This window comes from Enterobacter sp. WCHEn090032, assembly GCF_003986875.1.
Lineage (GTDB): Bacteria > Pseudomonadota > Gammaproteobacteria > Enterobacterales > Enterobacteriaceae > Enterobacter > Enterobacter sichuanensis.
Map to the genome: position 1 here is coordinate 85,844 of NZ_RXRN01000011.1, position 17,999 is coordinate 103,842.

The 17,999-nt window shown below is 52.9% G+C and carries 17 protein-coding genes and 1 pseudogene; 5 read left to right on the top strand and 13 right to left on the bottom strand.

Going from position 1 to position 17,999, the window contains the following annotated elements:
* Positions 1-6: 6 nt before the first annotated feature.
* The 5 genes from cysE to EKN83_RS11560 all read right to left on the bottom strand — a co-directional run bounded on the left by cysE (position 7) and on the right by EKN83_RS11560 (position 3,117).
* Positions 7-828, bottom strand: coding sequence for a serine O-acetyltransferase (cysE, locus tag EKN83_RS11540; protein WP_008502718.1), 822 nt, complete (start codon positions 826-828; stop codon positions 7-9).
* 75 nt (positions 829-903) lie between these two features.
* On the bottom strand, positions 904-1,923 hold the full coding sequence (gpsA, locus tag EKN83_RS11545) for an NAD(P)H-dependent glycerol-3-phosphate dehydrogenase (protein WP_025758430.1): 1,020 nt from the start codon (positions 1,921-1,923) through the stop codon (positions 904-906).
* Positions 1,923-2,390, bottom strand: coding sequence for a protein-export chaperone SecB (gene secB, locus EKN83_RS11550; RefSeq protein ID WP_003860835.1), 468 nt, complete (start codon positions 2,388-2,390; stop codon positions 1,923-1,925). Before secB ends, gpsA begins: the two co-directional genes overlap by 1 nt.
* A 32-nt stretch (positions 2,391-2,422) precedes the next feature.
* Positions 2,423-2,674: a glutaredoxin 3 gene (grxC, locus tag EKN83_RS11555; RefSeq protein WP_010426371.1), complete on the bottom strand. Its 252-nt coding sequence runs from the start codon at positions 2,672-2,674 to the stop codon at positions 2,423-2,425.
* 11 nt (positions 2,675-2,685) lie between these two features.
* Positions 2,686-3,117, bottom strand: coding sequence for a rhodanese-like domain-containing protein (locus EKN83_RS11560; RefSeq protein WP_013094920.1), 432 nt, complete (start codon positions 3,115-3,117; stop codon positions 2,686-2,688).
* Between the two features lie 247 nt (positions 3,118-3,364).
* Between EKN83_RS11560 and gpmM the strand changes: the two genes are divergently transcribed.
* The 3 genes from gpmM to EKN83_RS11575 are packed head-to-tail and all read left to right on the top strand — an operon-like array spanning position 3,365 to position 7,138.
* Positions 3,365-4,909, top strand: coding sequence for a 2,3-bisphosphoglycerate-independent phosphoglycerate mutase (gpmM, locus tag EKN83_RS11565; RefSeq protein ID WP_126800953.1), 1,545 nt, complete (start codon positions 3,365-3,367; stop codon positions 4,907-4,909).
* 33 nt (positions 4,910-4,942) lie between these two features.
* Positions 4,943-6,202, top strand: coding sequence for a murein hydrolase activator EnvC (gene envC / locus EKN83_RS11570; protein WP_025758434.1), 1,260 nt, complete (start codon positions 4,943-4,945; stop codon positions 6,200-6,202).
* A 3-nt stretch (positions 6,203-6,205) separates the two neighbouring features.
* Positions 6,206-7,138 carry a divergent polysaccharide deacetylase family protein gene (locus EKN83_RS11575; protein WP_045286242.1) on the top strand — a complete coding sequence of 311 codons (933 nt, stop codon included), beginning with the start codon at positions 6,206-6,208 and terminating at the stop codon, positions 7,136-7,138.
* Positions 7,139-7,149: 11 nt separating this feature from the next.
* Here the strand turns inward: EKN83_RS11575 and EKN83_RS11580 are convergent, their stop codons facing one another.
* From EKN83_RS11580 to kbl, 8 genes and pseudogenes are all read right to left on the bottom strand, one after another.
* Complete coding sequence (locus EKN83_RS11580) at positions 7,150-7,950, bottom strand: glycosyltransferase family 2 protein (RefSeq protein ID WP_126800954.1); 801 nt, start codon at positions 7,948-7,950, stop codon at positions 7,150-7,152.
* 163 nt (positions 7,951-8,113) lie between these two features.
* Positions 8,114-8,513 (bottom strand): annotated as a pseudogene (locus tag EKN83_RS11585) (IS5/IS1182 family transposase); the annotation flags it as partial.
* A 127-nt stretch (positions 8,514-8,640) separates the two neighbouring features.
* Positions 8,641-9,540 carry a capsular polysaccharide synthesis protein gene (locus EKN83_RS11590; RefSeq protein WP_260591225.1) on the bottom strand — a complete coding sequence of 300 codons (900 nt, stop codon included), beginning with the start codon at positions 9,538-9,540 and terminating at the stop codon, positions 8,641-8,643.
* 30 nt (positions 9,541-9,570) lie between these two features.
* Positions 9,571-10,419 carry a glycosyltransferase gene (locus tag EKN83_RS11595; protein WP_126800955.1) on the bottom strand — a complete coding sequence of 283 codons (849 nt, stop codon included), beginning with the start codon at positions 10,417-10,419 and terminating at the stop codon, positions 9,571-9,573.
* A gap of 70 nt (positions 10,420-10,489) precedes the next feature.
* Positions 10,490-11,752 (bottom strand): O-antigen ligase family protein, encoded by a 1,263-nt coding sequence (locus tag EKN83_RS11600; RefSeq protein WP_312845067.1) that lies wholly within the window; start codon positions 11,750-11,752, stop codon positions 10,490-10,492.
* Positions 11,753-11,812: 60 nt separating this feature from the next.
* Positions 11,813-13,393 (bottom strand): phosphoethanolamine transferase, encoded by a 1,581-nt coding sequence (locus tag EKN83_RS11605; protein ID WP_126800956.1) that lies wholly within the window; start codon positions 13,391-13,393, stop codon positions 11,813-11,815.
* A gap of 177 nt (positions 13,394-13,570) precedes the next feature.
* Positions 13,571-14,596, bottom strand: a complete 1,026-nt coding sequence (gene tdh / locus EKN83_RS11610) for an L-threonine 3-dehydrogenase (protein WP_021242426.1) — start codon at positions 14,594-14,596, stop codon at positions 13,571-13,573.
* A 9-nt stretch (positions 14,597-14,605) separates the two neighbouring features.
* A complete protein-coding gene (kbl, locus tag EKN83_RS11615; RefSeq protein ID WP_025758439.1) occupies positions 14,606-15,802 on the bottom strand; it encodes a glycine C-acetyltransferase in 1,197 nt (398 codons plus the stop codon).
* Between the two features lie 215 nt (positions 15,803-16,017).
* Here kbl and rfaD point away from each other — a divergent pair, with 215 nt between their 5' ends.
* Positions 16,018-16,950: an ADP-glyceromanno-heptose 6-epimerase gene (rfaD, locus tag EKN83_RS11620; protein ID WP_025758440.1), complete on the top strand. Its 933-nt coding sequence runs from the start codon at positions 16,018-16,020 to the stop codon at positions 16,948-16,950.
* A gap of 2 nt (positions 16,951-16,952) precedes the next feature.
* Positions 16,953-17,999 carry an ADP-heptose--LPS heptosyltransferase RfaF gene (gene rfaF / locus EKN83_RS11625; RefSeq protein ID WP_025758441.1) on the top strand — a complete coding sequence of 349 codons (1,047 nt, stop codon included), beginning with the start codon at positions 16,953-16,955 and terminating at the stop codon, positions 17,997-17,999.

Below are 17,999 nucleotides of genomic sequence, written 5' to 3' on the forward strand. Positions count from 1 at the left end.
AAAATCTCAGATGCCGTCACCGTACTCAAAGGTATGGTGAATGCCGTTGAAGTGCTGGTCCATATCCATGGACGGTTTATCGCTGTCGGGTTTGCCGACGATGCGCGCCGGCACGCCAGCGGCGGTGGTGTGCGGCGGCACAGGCTGCAGCACGACAGACCCCGCGCCAATTTTCGCGCCGCGCCCCACTTCAATATTGCCGAGGATCTTGGCGCCCGCGCCAATCATCACCCCTTCACGAATTTTCGGATGGCGATCGCCGCTGGTTTTACCGGTACCGCCCAGGGTAACCGACTGCAGGATCGAGACGTCATCTTCAATGACCGCCGTTTCACCGACAACAATGCCGGTGGCATGGTCGAGCATGATCCCGCGGCCAATTTTCGCGGCCGGGTGAATATCCACCTGGAAGGTTACGGAAACCTGGTTTTGCAGGAAAATAGCCAGCGCGCGGCGGCCTTCATTCCATAACCAGTGGCCGATGCGGTAAGCCTGCAGGGCGTGGAAGCCTTTCAGGTACAGCAGCGGCGTAGAATATTTGTCGACGGCAGGGTCACGGGTTCGCACGGCCTGGATATCGCAGGCGGCAGAGGCGATCATCTCCGGGTCAGCGGCGTAAGCTTCTTCCACCACTTCACGAATGGCGATGGCGGGCATGATCGAGGACGCCAGCTTGTTGGCAAGCATATAGCTCAGGGCGCTGCCGAGGTTTTCGTGCTTGAGTAACGTTGCATGGTAGAAACTGGCCAGCATCGGCTCACAGTCGGCCAACGCCCGGGCTTCGGCTTTAATATTATTCCAGACGATATCCAGTTCTTCACACGGCATTGCTAACTCCAGACGATAGTATAATGACCAGCCAGTTCTGCGCTGGCTGGGTCATTCAGGTGATAACGGTTCCGACTAGTTACTGCTGCGCTCGTCCTTGCGCGCACGACCTAATAAGGTCAATGCTGCCTCGCGCGCATTTTTTCCGCAATACAATACCTGATAAATTTCCTCGGTTATTGGCATTTCGACACCAAACCGGTGCGCCAATTCGCGAACTTCTTTGGTATTGCGGTAGCCTTCAACCACCTGACCAATCTTCTCCTGCGCGGCTTTCACATCGCTGCCCTGTCCGAGCATCATGCCAAAGCGGCGGTTACGGGACTGATTGTCGGTACAGGTCAACACCAGATCGCCTAAGCCCGCCATCCCCATAAAGGTGGCCGGATCGGCACCCAGCGCTTCGCCAAGGCGGGACATCTCGGTTAAGCCGCGGGTGATCAGCGCCGTACGTGCGTTGGCACCGAAACCAATGCCGTCGGACATGCCGGCACCAATCGCAATCACGTTCTTCACCGCCCCACCCAGCTGTACGCCGATAAAATCGGGGTTGCTGTAGACGCGGAAGCTCTTGCCGCAGTGCAGCAGCTGTTGCAGATCGTCGGAGAAGGTCTGATCGGTTGATGCCAGCGAAATCGCCGTTGGCAGGCCAGCGGCCAGCTCTTTGGCAAAGGTCGGGCCCGAAATCACCGCCAGCGGGATGTCATCACCCAGCGCTTCACGGGCAACATCCTGCAGCAGGCGTCCGGTTTCGGCTTCCAGCCCTTTCGTCGCCCACACAATGCGTGCATCCGGGCGCATCAGCGGCTTAATCTGACGCAGCACCTCACCGAATACATGGCTCGGGACGACAATCAGAATGTTGCGGCTGGCCGCCAGCGCGGTCGCCAGGTCGCTTTCCAGGTGCAGGGAGTCAGGGAACGGAACGTCCGGAAGAAACGCCACGTTGCAGCGGTCGCGCTGCAGCGTCGCGATATGTTTTGGGTCGTGGCCCCACAGGACCACCTCGTGACCATTTCTTGCCAGCGTGATGGCAAGAGCGGTGCCGTATGAGCCGGCACCGATCACAGTCATTGACGCATTAACAGTGCTCATCAGGCATCCTGATGTTGTTCAGCACCTTCGCCAGCCTGCTGCTGCAGATAGTTCATGAACAGCGCATCAAAGTTAACTGGCGCAAGGTTCAGTTGCGGGAATGTACCGCGGGAAACCAGGCTGGTGATGCATTCACGCGCATACGGGAACAGAATGTTCGGGCAGTATGCACCCAGGCAATGCGCCATCTGGTTACCTTCGATACCACCGATGGAGAAGATCCCCCCCTGCTGTACTTCACACAGGAAAGCCGTCTCTTCGCCCAGAGAGGCGGTCACGGTCACACGCAGTACGACTTCATACACGTCATCAGCCAGCTGGGTTGATGCGGTATCCAGATCAAGTTTAACCTCTGGCTGCCAGTCTTTCTGGAAAACGTGCGGCGCATTTGGCGCTTCGAAAGAGACATCCTTGGTGTAGATACGCTGGATCTGGAAAGTCATTTCGGTGTTGTTTTGTTCTGACATGGAAAAACCCTTTTTAATTGTCCTAAAGTCTCTTAGCTCAGCAGGGGATCGAGTCCACCACGGGCGTCGAGCGCATACAAGTCATCACAGCCGCCAATGTGCTGCGCATCAATAAAAATCTGCGGAACCGTTGTGCGACCACTACGTTGAATCATCTCTTCGCGTTTAATCGCGTCACCGTCGATAGGCAGTTCCTGGAACGTGACGCCTTTGCTGTTCAGCAGCGCTTTCGCACGATGGCAGAACGGGCAGGTCGCTTTGGTGTAGATCTCAATATTGGCCATCACTGAACTCCTTATTTACCGCGCACCAAAGGAAGGTTTTCCCCGCTCCAGCCGGAAATGCCTTCTTTCAGCACAGATACGTTTTCGAAGCCTGCTTTATGCAGCAGGCTGGCGGATTCCTGCGCCTGCATGCCGGTACCGTCAACAACGATAATCGGCTGGGCTTTATGCTTCTCAAGCTCGCCCACGTTATTCGCTTTGATTTCAGCAGGCAGCAGGTTAATCGCACCTGCAATGTGCCCTTTACGGAAATCGTCACGCTGACGCAGATCGACTACGACGGCATCTTCTTTGTTAATCAGACGCGTCGCTTCACCACGGGTGATAACCTTAATCTTAGACGTCAGACCCTTAAATGTGGTGAACAGCACAGCGGCCAGCAGGCCAATCCACGCGATGCTCAGAACCGGATGGCGGCTAACGAATTGCATAATTTCTTGCATGGAGGGTAACTACTCCCGACTTAGTGATTAAAAAAACCAGGACAGGAGTATACCTGTGCGTTGTGGCAAATACAGCCAGCGACCCTAACCTAATCCATTTTCTGCGGCATGCCACCTAAAAAAATGCCTCAAAATGGTCTGAGAAGCACCTTGCCCTTGCGCTTTCTTTGATCTTCTGCGGCTATTTGATCGATTCAGCTGTAGTAAAATTACGCAAATTTTGACTCTTGAGCATGAGGTTGTCGCAATGTCGGTTTCTAAAAAACCTATGGTACTGGTGATTCTGGATGGCTATGGCTACCGTGAAGACAGCCAGGATAACGCTATTTTCACCGCCAAAACCCCCGTCATGGATGCGCTGTGGGCAAAACGTCCACACACGCTGATTGACGCGTCTGGCCTGGAAGTGGGTCTGCCGGACCGCCAGATGGGCAACTCCGAAGTGGGTCACGTTAACCTGGGCGCCGGACGTATTGTGTATCAGGACCTGACGCGTCTGGACGTTGAAATCAAAGAACGCACCTTCTTCTCCAACCCAACGCTGTGCGATGCCGTCGATAACGCCGTTGCCGCTGGCAAGGCCGTACATATCATGGGTCTGCTCTCTGCAGGCGGCGTTCACAGTCATGAAGATCACATCATGGCGATGGTTGAACTGGCTGCTGAGCGCGGTGCGGACAAAATCTATCTGCACGCCTTCCTGGACGGTCGCGATACGCCACCACGCAGCGCAAAAGGCTCCCTGAAAGCCTTCGAAGACAAATTCGCCGCGCTGGGTAAAGGCCGCGTGGCCTCCATTATTGGTCGTTACTACGCCATGGACCGCGACAACCGCTGGGATCGCGTGGAACAGGCCTATGACCTGATGACCCTGGCAAAAGGTGAATTCCAGTTCGCGACCGCCGTTGAAGCGCTTGAAGCCGCCTACGCGCGTGATGAAAACGACGAATTCGTGAAAGCATCCGTGATTCGTGCTGAAGGCCAGGCGGATGCCGCGATGGAAGATGGCGACGCGCTGATCTTCATGAACTTCCGTGCTGACCGTGCGCGTGAAATTACCCGTGCGTTTGTCAACAGCGACTTCGACGGGTTTGCCCGTAAGAAAGTGGTGAACATTAACTTCATCCAGCTGACCGAATATGCCGCTGATATCAAAGCTCCATGCGCATATCCACCCGCTTCACTGGCGAATACCTTCGGTGAGTGGATGGCGAAGAATGATAAGACGCAGCTGCGTATTTCCGAAACAGAGAAGTATGCGCACGTCACCTTCTTCTTTAACGGCGGTGTTGAAGAGCCGTTCCCTGGCGAAGAGCGCATTCTGATTAATTCCCCGAAAGTCGCCACCTACGATCTGCAGCCAGAGATGAGCTCTGCTGAGCTGACCGAAAAACTGGTGGCGGCAATCGTTAGCGGCAAGTACGACACCATCATCTGTAACTATCCGAATGGCGACATGGTGGGTCATACCGGGGTGATGGAAGCGGCAGTAAAAGCAGTTGAAGCGCTGGACCACTGCGTTGAGCAGGTCGCGAAAGCGGTTGAATCCGTTGGCGGCCAGCTGCTGATCACCGCGGATCACGGTAACGCTGAACAGATGCGCGACCCGGCGACCGGCCAGGCGCACACGGCTCACACCAACCTGCCCGTTCCGCTGATTTATGTCGGTGATAAATCACTGAAAGCAGTGGAAGGCGGCAAGCTTTCTGACATCGCGCCAACCATGTTGTCGCTGATGGGGATGCCGATCCCTGAAGAGATGACTGGTAAGCCGCTGTTCATCGTGGAATAATCGCTCCCCATGAGGGGAAAGGCGATTTTTTCAATCACATGGGTCGTGAAGCCGCTTAGGTTATCAGTCAGACCTCTGTTTTACGCCAGCGCACTCAGCGCTGGCGTATTGCTGTGCGCCGCATCCGCCCACGCGGATGACCGCGACCAGCTGAAATCCATTCAGGCCGATATCGCCGCCAAAGAGCGTGCGGTACGCCAGCAGCAGCAGCAGCGCGCCGCCCTGCTCGCCCAGCTTAAGCAGCAGGAAGAGGCCATCTCTGCCGCCACGCGTAAACTCCGTGAAACGCAAAACACCCTCGCCCAGTTGAATAAGCAGATCGACGAGATGAACGCGTCGATTGCCAGACTGGAGCGGCAACGCGATGCGCAGGAGCGCAACCTTGCCGCACAGCTTGATGCCGCATTCCGCCAGGGTGAACACACCGGTCTGCAACTGATCCTCAGCGGTGAAGAGAGCCAGCGCGGCCAGCGCCTGCAGGCCTATTTCGGCTACCTGAACCAGGCGCGTCAGGAGACTATCGCGCAGCTGAAGCAGACGCGCGAAGAGGTCACCACGCAAAAAGCCGAGCTGGAAGAGAAGCAGACCCAGCAGCAGACGCTGCTCTACGATCAGCAGGCCCAGCAGGCAAAACTTGAGCAGGCCCGCAACGAGCGTAAGAAAACCCTTTCCGGCCTTGAATCTTCCATTCAGGAAGGTCAGAGCCAGCTGAGCGAAATGCGCGCCAACGAATCAAAACTGCGTAACAGCATCGCCCGTGCGGAAGCCGCGGCAAAAGCGCGCGCTGAAAAAGAGGCCCGCGAGGCGCAGGCCGTTCGCGACAAACAGCAGGAAGCGTCCCGTAAAGGGACGACCTACAAGCCAAGCGAAAGCGAACGTTCCCTGATGTCACGTACCGGCGGCCTGGGCTCGCCTCGCGGTCAGGCTTACTGGCCCGTTCGTGGTTCAATTCTGCATCGCTATGGCGAACAGCTGCAGGGTGAGCTACGTTGGAAAGGGATAGTTATCGGTGCGTCTGAAGGTAGCGAAGTGAAAGCCATCGCTGATGGCCGCGTGATTCTGGCCGACTGGCTGCAGGGTTACGGGCTGGTGGTCGTGGTCGAACACGGTAAAGGCGATATGAGCCTTTACGGCTACAACCAGAGCGCACTGGTCAGCGTCGGCACACAGGTGCGCGCGGGCCAACCCATCGCCCTTGTGGGCAGCAGTGGCGGTCAGGGCCGCCCGTCACTCTATTTCGAAATTCGTCGTCAGGGTCAGGCGGTCAATCCACAGCCGTGGTTGGGAAGATAAGTTTTGCTTCAATTTCGTCGCATTGTTCTCTCCGTCGTCAGCGCACTGGCGCTGGCTGCACCGGTATATGCAGGTAAACTCGCCATTGTGATTGATGACTTCGGTTATCGTCCACATTATGAAAATCAGGTGCTGGCGATGCCGTCAGCCATCTCTGTCGCCGTCCTTCCGAATGCGCCCCACGCGCGTGAGATGGCGACTAAAGCCCATAACGCCGGGCATCAGGTTCTCATCCATCTGCCGATGGCACCGCTCAGCAAGCAGCCGCTGGAAAAAGACACCCTGCGCCCGGATATGAGCAGCGATGAGATCGAGCGCATCATCCGCGACGCATACAACAAAGTGCCGTATGCCGTAGGGTTGAACAACCATATGGGCAGCGCGATGACCTCGAGCCTGTACGGGATGCTTAAAGTGATGCAGGCGCTGGAGCGCTACAACCTCTATTTCCTCGACAGCATGACCATCGGCAACAGTCAGGCGATGCGTGCCGCACAGGGAACGGGCGTCAAAGTCATTAAGCGTAAAGTGTTCCTGGATGATACCCAGAACGAAGCCGATATCCGCGTGCAGTTTAATCGCGCGGTACAGCTGGCCCGCCGCAATGGCTCGGCCATCGCCATCGGTCACCCGCACCCGTCTACCGTTCGCGTTTTGCAACAAATGCTGCCGACGTTACCTTCTGATATCACGCTGGTGCGCCCGAGCGATCTGCTGAACGAGCCGCAGGTGGATACCTCTACGCCGAATTCTGCACAGCCCGCGCCGACAGCGCCGCGTAATCCGTTCCGCGGCGTGAAGCGCTGCGTGCTGAAGCAGCCGCCTGAACCGGTCTACGCGACTCGCTTCTTCTCTGTCATTGGTGACAGCATCAGCAACAGTACGCTGGTGAAATACGTCCAGCAGCAGTGGCAGGGATGGGGAAAAAAAGCGTGATTGCCTGACGCTTATTTTGCCGTCTGAGAGTCCGTATGCTCTTTCGCAACGGGCTCTTTTTTCTCCTGATGCTGATACCAGGATTTGAAATACTTCAAAAAGCTGTAGGCGGTGGCATAGAGTCCTGTCACCACGCCAACTTTGCCCTGACGCCAGGCTCCGCTAAACAGATACCATTTGAAAAACGCCCCGATCGCACTGATTATGCCGCGCCCAATTGAGGGGCGGACAGGCTGGTATTTCACCAGACGGGTGGTGTAACTGTTCAGCTTGTTGAACACTTCATGGAGGTTATAAAACGTGTCGTGGCGCACCCGTCCCGGCATTTTTACTGCAATAATCTTGCCTTCAACTTTGTCGTCCACCGGACGGTGGTTAAAACGGGCCTGGGTACGATTAAACAACCGTACCGGGAAATCGGGAGAGGAGACGGGGTAAATGGTGCGTACCTCTTCACCCAGCACATGCCAGTATCGGGCGATGCGCCAGGCGCGATCGGCGGAAGGTTCATCCCCGGCTTTCAGTGCCAGAATAAAATCGACCGTTTCGGCATCCAGGATCTCATCACTGTCCATACACAACACCCAGTCATTGCTCGCCAGATCAACGGCATAATTCATCTGCGCGCCGTGCATGGCATAGGTGTGATGGTGGATAGAAAGTCCATATTCGCGACAAATATCCGGCGTGGTATCCGTACTGCCGGAGTCCACAACGACAATTTCATCTGCCACCGTTAACAGTGGCGGGATAACCTCGTGCAATAAACGCGCAGAATTACAGGTCAATAAACAAACGGTGAGCTTGAACATAGGCACTGTAACCATAAACGGATAATCAACAAACTTTAGAAGTGTGTGGATAAAAAAGCGAAGAAAAATGATTGCTGATGCCAGAAACGTGAAGAAGCCGTAAAAAAGCGCCCGAAAGTACTTTCCAGACTGCTGACGAACCCCATGTTTTTGCGTGGGGTTCTTTTGTTTCAGCCGTGCGGTGATCCAACCCCTGCGGTTTGTTGTCCCGGTGTATGAAGCCGCTTTCCGGGTCAGTGGTGCTCACTTTGGTGTTCTTAACGGTGGCTGCTTTTTCTGGCGTCTTTTTGACGCCGGGCAGCGGCTTTTTTTTCGTGCTTCTTCCTGTCGGCCTCCACGGCAGCGTTAAGCTGTGTGAAATATTCACTGACGCCTTCCGGGCGCTGCTCGTTCACTACCTTGCGCGGATTCGCGTTCGCTTTCAGGTGGGTGCTGTCGGTATAGAGAACGCGTCCGTTCGCCATTTCCTGACCCAGCGCCTGCTCTACAATATGGTCAAAAATCTACTGAAAGACATCGCTGTCGTGAAAACGGCGGATACGGTTCTGGCTGAGAGTGGAGGCGACGGAGAGGCTGATGGTTTCAAACTTGTGCTGCAGTGAGGAAGGGTCTCTGTGTATGGTGGTCAGTCCGTTGTTGCACTGACCTTATTAGATTAAAGTCTGAGCCACCGTCATAGTGGCTTTTTTTTCATTCAAGGTGGAAGGAGCCATCAAGGATCTGGCTGTATATCGTTGGCTGTCCGTTATCTGAAATACGGTATTGTTCTTTGTGCGAGAGCTTATAAATGCCTACAGGATCCTCATTTAGCGTCGTCAAAGCCGCCAAATCAGGTTGCGCTGAGATGAACTGGCGAATCAAAAAGCGATTATTCCCAGTGACCGGTTGTTGATTCATGACCAGACGAAACTGCGGATAGCGTTCGCGCACATATAAGAAGCTGTAATCGATGAGGAAGTATTCAATCAGGTTGTCATAGTGCTGCCAGTAGCGATACAGAATATCCCGTACCATTTTCACCAGCGCGCTCCCCTTTTGGGCTGCAAGAAAATAGGCTGTCCAGTAGCCCTGGCTCAATGCGTTTTCAGACGAATCAAAACGAAGTGATGAAAAGGTATTTTCAAAAAATGTTTCCGGTACCGGCTTCGTCATGAACACCGTCGCGTCCATCCAGATCCCGCCATATTGATACAGCAGCGAACAGCGAACAATATCAGAGTATTGTACCTTACTGATAAGCCCGGCGTGGTATTTCGTTTTGATGTGTTCAGGGAGAGTAAGGTAGTCTGGGATATTCTCATCCGTCAGGATGATGACCTGCGAATCCGGCGAGTTACGTTGTACGGAGGCAATGCAGCGTTTCACCAGTTCAGGCGCGCTATCCAGCCCCTGGAACCAGCAGATCCAGATGAGACGCGATTGCATCGATTCCGTTGCGGATGAATCGTCGGGCTGAACATTCAGATCATCAATAACGCTAAAAATCGTCTCTTTTTTCTTCCGTTCTAAATGGTTGGCCGCACGCTGAAAAAGAGAAAAACCCGTTTTTTTGTGCCAGCGCCGGGTTTTCTTGATGAGTTTATTCATCATATTAAGATTCATCATTTCACCTTGTTAATTTCAGAATAGCTCTTTTAGCGTACGGCGAAGCAGCTTCATTTTTAACTTAGCGTCTTTTTTATGCCCACGAAGTAAGCAATTCATGCGCGTTGATTTAAAACCGCGAAACGACATAAGCTGGAACAAATTATTACTGCGAGTCACTTCAGACATATGCTGGCGATATTTAAAATAGAGTTTACGATATGCGTTGTATTTTTTAACTTGCGAGGTAATCCGATTACTTCCGTGTTCAGCATCCACCATAGCCGTACTAAAGCTATATTTTATACCTGGGCCATATTTAAGAATTAATTTAATCCAGACATCGCGATCTTGCTGCTGTTTAATTTCTGGAGAAAAGCCACCGACACCTAACAGTTTTTCCCTGGTGGTCAATACCTGATTGCCCACCACGTTTTCACACAGAATATCCTGTAGTTCAATTATTCTTTTATCGTCAGTATCTGGATAGATACGGTGAGTTTTGTCCAGCCTGGCGGGGGTATCCGTCACGAAAGCATACTTATCATCATACCGCTCAGCGAGTTTCATCAAACGTTCTGGCAGGAAATAATCGTCGTCATCGAGCCCCGTTACAAACACACCGTGCGAAAGCGCATAGCCCCGGTTACGGCTAAAGTTAGAACCGCTGTTCTTTTCGTTACGTTCGTAGATAAAATGCACAAAACGCGCTTCACACTCTGCGCGCATACGTTCGATGAGTTGAGAGGTTTTCTCATTAGAACAATCATCAACAATAACCAATTCTACTGCGGTGTATGTCTGCGCAATAACTGAACGAATTGCGCGTTCCAGCAACTCTTCTCTGTTGTAGGTGGTGATGATAACTGAAATCAGTTCGTTCATGGCGAGCTCGTCTGGTAAAAATATTTCTCCATCGGGAGAATACCTGTTTCCCGTTGGAGAATCAAAACGATTACTTAATGACCGGACGATGTTTGTTCTGTTCCAGGAAAACAACCGACATTATCAGCGTTAGCATCCAGGCAACAGGCGTTGTTTTTGAATAGAACATCACACCACCCACCCCGAACATTACAATCGAGACCAGGAAAGCGAACAGAATTATACTGTTTCGTTTACGCAGTGCATACCAACCAAGTGACATAACAAACAGAATATAAAGAATAAGACCTGAAGGGCCTTTTACAGAAAGCGTTTCAACGATTTCATTATGAAGATGTCCACGAATGAAACCCAGCGCGCCTGACAGGCTTGGGTCTTTTTTTATTTCTTCACGGATTATGATGTTCCGCTCGTCTGTAGACTGCCATAAATAATTATGTTTAGACGCAATCAGCCCCGTCTTCCACATCGCTAAACGGGCACCAACCGAAGTAACACTGTTCGCTTTATCATAGGAAACTATATCATGATTAAAGTCGTTATAACGTTTTATCAGATTGTCTTTCATCATAAATGCGCCAGCCAGCAAAGCAATCAGGAAAACAGATACACCCTTCCACGGTATATGCTTTTCCTTGTACAGTTTTACCACCAGCAAGCCGAAGAAAATAATCGGATAGGTGAGAATGGCTGCCCGCGTTTCTGTTGCCACCAGCACCAGGAAGGTTATAAAAAAGTGCCCAAGGATAAACAGCTCTTTCCATCTGCTTGAACTGTGTTGTAACACCAGAATCGTGTAAAACGAGATAAATGCAATGGTATAAGCAGCCCCAGTTGCATCAGCCCCTCCTGCAAGGGAGAGCGTTACCCTCTGCTTTTCAAGAAAAAGATGCTGGTACCCTGCGTAGCCAATAATCATCATCTGCAGTGCAATAACCAGAAGCATATGAATCTTATTGCTGCCAATTTTGAACTGATGCCTGCTCACAAGCACGAAAATGGAGAATGCGCCAAACAGGCAGATTTTACCGACTTCAAGATAAGCGCGATAGGAGTTGATCGCGGCACTATCAATCTTATACATCCGATACCAGATCAGATCGCAAAACCCGATGATCAGCAGAACCAAACAAAGCCAGAATGCATCATTCTTTTTGAAGTTTTTTATATCCAGTATGAAAATTAGGAATGCAGTAATACCTGCCAGGCCCAAAATTTTGGCGGATAGATTAGGAGAAATTACTACGCAGCCAAAAGCAATAGCACACAGTCCAAAGAGTAATTGCAGTAATACAAATTGAATCCTATCTCGTTCTATATTAATCATCATCATTCCATTTCTAAAAACAAAGCAGGTTAGCACCCTAATAAAAACAAGCTTATCGCACCTGCGTTAACGAATATTTCGCCATTCATAAGACTTGCCTGTCGTGTCAAGCACGGTTACGTTCTTGTTGTAACCGGCAAGCCAGGAGTGTACAGACTGGACGGGTTCTCCCTGACGATGGATCCCAAGCCACAGCTCGGCCAGCGTATTAATATCATCAGCTGACCATACGGTATTGTAATCCCCGGTGTACTGCTTATCGGAGTCCACCTGCCGTCCGTACCAGATAAACACCGGGATTTGCAGAGCCTCCCGTGGTGGATTAACGTTACCGTGGGAGTATGCTACAGCACGCTTCGGATCGCGAATCAGGCCATGGTCGGAGAAATACATGACTGATGAACGGGTGTTTTCCAGCAGGCTAAAGATTTTGCCCATCAACGTATCTGTATATCGCACCGAGTTGTCATAACAGTCATCGGCTTCATTATCACCGTGCAGTACCATCTGGCTGGTGGGGAAACGTCGGCAGGAAGGCTCATGGCTTCCGTATAAATGCAGAACGATCATTTTTTTGCCCGGCGTTTTTAGCGCATTTTGCAACAATGGCAGAAGGTCTTCGTCGTAGCCTCCGTCAATCCATTCATGCTGCTTCGTGTTCAGGGCAATCCCGGTAATGACATTGTTATGCGCTCCTCCTTTGCCCTGGCGACTAAACCAGAAAGTCTCATATCCCGCTTTGTTAGCAACATTGACAACATTATCGCCATATTTGCGCGGATCACGGGCATTCACGGTATCCGCAGTCAACGCCAAAGGTACCGCCATAATCGTGACAGGTGCAGGCGTTACAGCATTGCGGAACAGTAAAAGTTGAGATTTTTGCTTTTCCAGTTCTGGTGTCGTATCCCGTTGATAACCATAAATACCCATATTTGCCGTACGCTCAGACTCACCAATAATCAACACATAGTTCTCAATGCCGGTATCAGATAGCGTGAGTTTATAATCAGGAATATTGTTACCGATGTTGGCCACGACAGCATTATCTTCGATAGCCTGCATAAAAACTTTTGCCGTGCTGACTGGTGTCGCCTGAACCACGCGCTGCGCCAGGCTTTCAACACTGCTTTTCCTGAGTTGATGCTGTAAAGCCTGGCCAAAGAAAGCCAGCAGCGTGGCGGCAAGCGCAATGGCGGGCCAGCGACGGAAACGCGAGGCGACAGGCCACATGCCGGTATTGGCAGCATAAATAAACAACGCGGACAGGACGATAAAAATGAGGCAATCGCGCCAGTACAATCCGAGCATTGAACCTGCTTCACCCGGCGTTGTATTGAGTACACTCAGCGCAAACCCATAACTGAAAGCAGAATCGAAATTACTCCATGCATATAACTGTAAAGTAATATCTGCCGCCACCGGAATTAATAAAATAACCGCCAGTACATTCCTGATTAATTTATTGTTTATGCATTTTAACGTCAGCAATATTAGCGCAAAAACCAGCGTCCGGTTAATCACTGCATTATATTTAGCATGTGTTATATTAACGCCTATGACTATTAGCAAAGAGATAACAACGGTAATGAAAGTGGTAAATCGCGAAGGTGTCTCAACCAACTTCTGTGAAAACAGTGTGGACATAATGACCTGATTAGCCTGGCAACATCTTTCCTGACGTAATCATTTTAACTGCAAGAATGAACGTGCGGAGAAGACAGAATGGAGAAAATTTCGCCAAAAGTTAACAAGTAACGTCTGGAAAGTCAAACGGCTATGAAAGCATGCTGGCATCCGTAAAAGCGGTGCCAGCATGCAGGTTTAATCCCAGCTCAGGATCACTTTCCCGGACTGACCGGAACGCATTGCGTCAAAGCCCTGCTGGAACTCATCAATGGAGAATCGATGAGTGATAATCGGGGACAGATCCAGACCAGACTGGATCAGCGCCGCCATCTTGTACCAGGTTTCAAACATCTCACGGCCATAGATGCCTTTGATGAACAGCCCCTTGAAGATGACTTTGTTCCAGTCGATAGACATATCCGACGGCGGAATACCCAGCATCGCGATGCGGCCACCGTGGTTCATGGTATCCAGCATCGTGCGGAACGCCGGTGGCGCACCGGACATCTCCAGACCCACGTCAAAGCCTTCGGTCATGCCCAGCTCTTCCATCACGTCGGTCAGGCTCTCTTTCGAGACATCCACTGCGCGGGTCACGCCCATTTTGCGCGCCAGCGACAGACGATATTCATTCACGTCGGTAATCACGACATTACGTGCCCCAACGTGCTTCGCCACCGCCGCGGCCATAATGCCGATCGGGCCCGCGCCGGAGACCAGCACGTCCTCACCAACCAGATCGAAGGAGAGCGCGGTGTGTACCGCGTTACCGAATGGGTCGAAGATGGAAGCCAGATCGTCAGAAATGTTGTCCGGAATTTTGAACGCGTTAAAGGCCGGGATCACCAGGTATTCTGCGAAACAGCCCGGACGGTTCACGCCCACGCCGATGGTATTACGGCACAGATGGGTACGTCCGCCGCGGCAGTTACGGCAGTGACCACAGGTGATATGGCCTTCACCGGAGACACGGTCACCGATTTTGAAGCCTTTTACTTCCTGGCCGATACCCACCACTTCGCCAACATATTCATGGCCGACAACCATCGGTACCGGAATGGTTTTCTGTGACCACTGGTCCCAGTTATAGATGTGAACGTCAGTACCGCAGATAGCCGTTTTACGAATTTTGATCAGCAGATCGTTATGACCGACTTCCGGTTCCGGCACGTCGGTCATCCAAATCCCTTCTTCCGCTTTCAGTTTGGATAACGCTTTCATCTTACGTCCTCAGGCAATGACGCCCAGCTGTTTGCCGATGCGGGTGAAGGCTTCCACCGCACGTTCAATTTGTTCAGGCGTATGCGCCGCAGACATCTGGGTGCGGATACGTGCCTGACCTTTTGGCACCACCGGGAAGAAGAACCCGGTGACGTAAATCCCTTCTTTTTGCAGTTCACGGGCAAAGTTCTGCGCGATGACCGCATCGCCCAGCATGACCGGAATGATCGCGTGGTCAGCACCGGCAAGCGTAAAGCCTGCTGCGCTCATCTTTTCGCGGAACAGACGGGCGTTGGACCACAGGCGATCGCGCAGTTCGGCTCCGGATTCCACCATCTCCAGCACTTTGATGGAGGCAGACACAATGGCCGGCGCCAGGGAGTTGGAGAACAGATACGGACGGGAGCGCTGACGCAGCCACTCAACCACCTCTTTACGCGCAGCGGTATAGCCGCCGGACGCGCCGCCGAGCGCTTTTCCCAGCGTACCGGTGATGATGTCCACGCGGCCCATCACGTCGCAGTATTCGTGGGAGCCACGGCCGTTTTCGCCGACAAAACCGACCGCGTGAGAGTCATCGACCATCACCAGCGCGTCATATTTATCCGCCAGGTCACACACGCCCTTCAGGTTGGCGATCACACCGTCCATCGAGAACACGCCGTCGGTGGCGATCAGCACATGACGAGCGCCCGCTTCGCGCGCCTCTTTCAGGCGCGCTTCCAGCTCAACCATATCGTTATTGGCATAGCGGTAGCGCTTCGCTTTGCACAGGCGCACACCGTCAATGATGGACGCGTGGTTCAGGGCGTCGGAGATAATGGCATCTTCTGCGCCAAGCAGGGTCTCAAACAGACCGCCGTTAGCGTCGAAGCAGGAGGAGTACAGAATGGCGTCTTCCATACCTAAGAAGTTCGCCAGCTTTTTCTCAAGCTGCTTGTGGCTGTCCTGGGTACCGCAGATAAAACGTACGGAAGCCATGCCGAAACCGTGGGTATCCATGCCGTTTTTCGCCGCGGCAATCAGCTCAGGGTGATTCGCAAGACCTAAGTAGTTGTTCGCACAAAAGTTGATCACATGGCTGCCATCGGCAACGGTGATGTCCGCCTGCTGGGCAGACGTGATAATACGCTCTTCCTTGAACAACCCTTCCGCACGTGCGGTGTCGAGGTCGCTGTTTAACTGTTTGTAAAAATCACCACGCATTGCAATTCTCCAGACTCGGCAAATTTCGGGACATATTACCCAAACCTATAGCTCATGACGAGATGACACATTATCTCTTGTCGTTTTTGCAGCATAAATCACGCGTACCCCTGCGCTGTGAAGGTGAATGGCTGAAGGGCAGCCATACTAATGATATGATAGAAACATTAGCGTCCGGGATTGTCCCCGGGCTTCACACTTCAAAGGTTACAGTTATGATCATCGTTACCGGCGGCGCGGGCTTTATCGGCAGCAATATTGTTAAGGCTCTCAATGACAAAGGCATCACCGACATCCTGGTGGTTGACAACCTGAAAGACGGCACCAAGTTCGTCAACCTGGTGGATCTGAACATCGCTGATTATATGGATAAGGAAGACTTCCTTATCCAGATTATGGCAGGGGAAGAGTTCGGCGAGATCGAAGCCATCTTCCACGAAGGTGCCTGCTCATCCACCACCGAGTGGGACGGCAAGTACATGATGGACAACAACTATCAGTACTCCAAAGAGATCCTGCACTACTGCCTCGAGCGTGAAATTCCGTTCCTGTACGCCTCTTCTGCGGCAACCTACGGCGGGCGCACCTCAGACTTCATCGAGTCCCGCGAATATGAGCAGCCGCTGAACGTCTACGGTTACTCTAAATTCCTGTTCGACGAATACGTGCGTCAGGTCCTGCCAGAAGCGAACTCCCAGATTGTCGGCTTCCGCTACTTCAACGTCTACGGGCCGCGCGAAGGTCACAAAGGCAGCATGGCAAGCGTGGCCTTCCACCTGAACACCCAGCTGAATAATGGCGAAAGTCCGAAACTGTTCGAAGGCAGCGACGGCTTTAAGCGTGACTTCGTCTACGTGGGCGACGTGGCCGCCGTAAACCTGTGGTTCTGGGAGAACGGCGTGTCCGGCATCTTCAACCTGGGTACTGGCCGTGCGGAGTCGTTCCAGGCGGTGGCTGACGCCACGCTGGCGTATCACAAAAAAGGCAGCATTGAGTACATTCCGTTCCCGGACAAGCTCAAAGGCCGCTACCAGGCGTTCACCCAGGCGGATCTCACTAACCTGCGTAAAGCGGGCTATGACAAACCGTTCAAAACCGTTGCCGAAGGCGTAACGGAGTATATGGCCTGGCTGAACCGCGACGCGTAAGTATGAGAATTCTGGTGATCGGCCCGTCATGGGTGGGCGACATGATGATGTCGCAAAGTCTCTATCGCACGCTCAAGGCGCGCTATCCCCAGGCGATAATCGACGTGATGGCACCCGCGTGGTGCCGTCCGCTGTTATCGCGCATGCCGGAAGTGAATGACGCCATTCCGATGCCGCTCGGCCACGGGGCGCTGGAAATTGGCGAACGCCGTAAACTCGGCCACAGCCTGCGCGAGAAGCGCTATGACCGCGCGTATGTCCTGCCAAACTCCTTTAAATCCGCCCTGGTGCCTTTCTTTGCGGGCATCCCGCACCGCACCGGCTGGCGCGGTGAAATGCGCTACGGCCTGCTGAACGACGCGCGCGTGCTGGATAAAGAGGCCTGGCCGCTGATGGTGGAGCGCTATGTGGCGCTGGCCTATGACAAAGGGGTCATGCGCAGCGCGAAAGATCTGCCGCAGCCGCTGCTCTGGCCACAGCTTCAGGTTAACGAGGGTGAAAAATCCCACACCTGCAACGCGTTTGGTCTTTCGTCGGAACGTCCGATGATTGGCTTCTGCCCTGGCGCCGAGTTCGGCCCGGCAAAACGCTGGCCGCACTATCACTATGCGGAGCTGGCGAAACAGCTGATTGACGAAGGCTACCAGATTGTCCTGTTCGGTTCGGCCAAAGACCACGAGGCGGGCAACGAAATCCTCGCGACGCTCAGTACCGAGCAACAGGCGTGGTGCCGTAACCTGGCGGGAGAAACCCAGCTTGAGCAGGCGGTGATCCTGATTGCCGCCTGTAAAGCCGTGGTCACCAACGACTCCGGGTTGATGCACGTCGCTGCTGCGCTCAACCGCCCGCTGGTTGCGCTGTATGGCCCAAGCAGCCCGGACTTCACGCCACCGCTTTCGCATAAAGCGCGCGTTATTCGGTTGATCACGGGCTATCACAAAGTGCGCAAAGGCGATGCAGCAGAAGGCTATCACCAGAGCCTGATCGACATTACCCCGCAGCGCGTTCTTGAAGAGCTTAACGAACTGCTGTTGAGCGAAGAAGGATAG

Coding starts and splice junctions, on each gene's coding strand:
- grxC (WP_010426371.1), bottom strand. CDS start 2,674: ATGGCCAATATTGAGATCTACACCAAAGCGACCTGCCCGTTCTGCCAT.
- gpmM (WP_126800953.1), top strand. CDS start 3,365: ATGTCGGTTTCTAAAAAACCTATGGTACTGGTGATTCTGGATGGCTAT.
- EKN83_RS11605 (WP_126800956.1), bottom strand. CDS start 13,393: ATGTCCACACTGTTTTCACAGAAGTTGGTTGAGACACCTTCGCGATTT.
- gpsA (WP_025758430.1), bottom strand. CDS start 1,923: ATGAGCACTGTTAATGCGTCAATGACTGTGATCGGTGCCGGCTCATAC.
- EKN83_RS11580 (WP_126800954.1), bottom strand. CDS start 7,950: ATGTTCAAGCTCACCGTTTGTTTATTGACCTGTAATTCTGCGCGTTTA.
- tdh (WP_021242426.1), bottom strand. CDS start 14,596: ATGAAAGCGTTATCCAAACTGAAAGCGGAAGAAGGGATTTGGATGACC.
- EKN83_RS11560 (WP_013094920.1), bottom strand. CDS start 3,117: ATGCAAGAAATTATGCAATTCGTTAGCCGCCATCCGGTTCTGAGCATC.
- secB (WP_003860835.1), bottom strand. CDS start 2,390: ATGTCAGAACAAAACAACACCGAAATGACTTTCCAGATCCAGCGTATC.
- kbl (WP_025758439.1), bottom strand. CDS start 15,802: ATGCGTGGTGATTTTTACAAACAGTTAAACAGCGACCTCGACACCGCA.
- EKN83_RS11590 (WP_260591225.1), bottom strand. CDS start 9,540: ATGATGAATAAACTCATCAAGAAAACCCGGCGCTGGCACAAAAAAACG.
- EKN83_RS11595 (WP_126800955.1), bottom strand. CDS start 10,419: ATGAACGAACTGATTTCAGTTATCATCACCACCTACAACAGAGAAGAG.
- rfaD (WP_025758440.1), top strand. CDS start 16,018: ATGATCATCGTTACCGGCGGCGCGGGCTTTATCGGCAGCAATATTGTT.
- rfaF (WP_025758441.1), top strand. CDS start 16,953: ATGAGAATTCTGGTGATCGGCCCGTCATGGGTGGGCGACATGATGATG.
- EKN83_RS11600 (WP_312845067.1), bottom strand. CDS start 11,752: ATGATGATGATTAATATAGAACGAGATAGGATTCAATTTGTATTACTG.
- cysE (WP_008502718.1), bottom strand. CDS start 828: ATGCCGTGTGAAGAACTGGATATCGTCTGGAATAATATTAAAGCCGAA.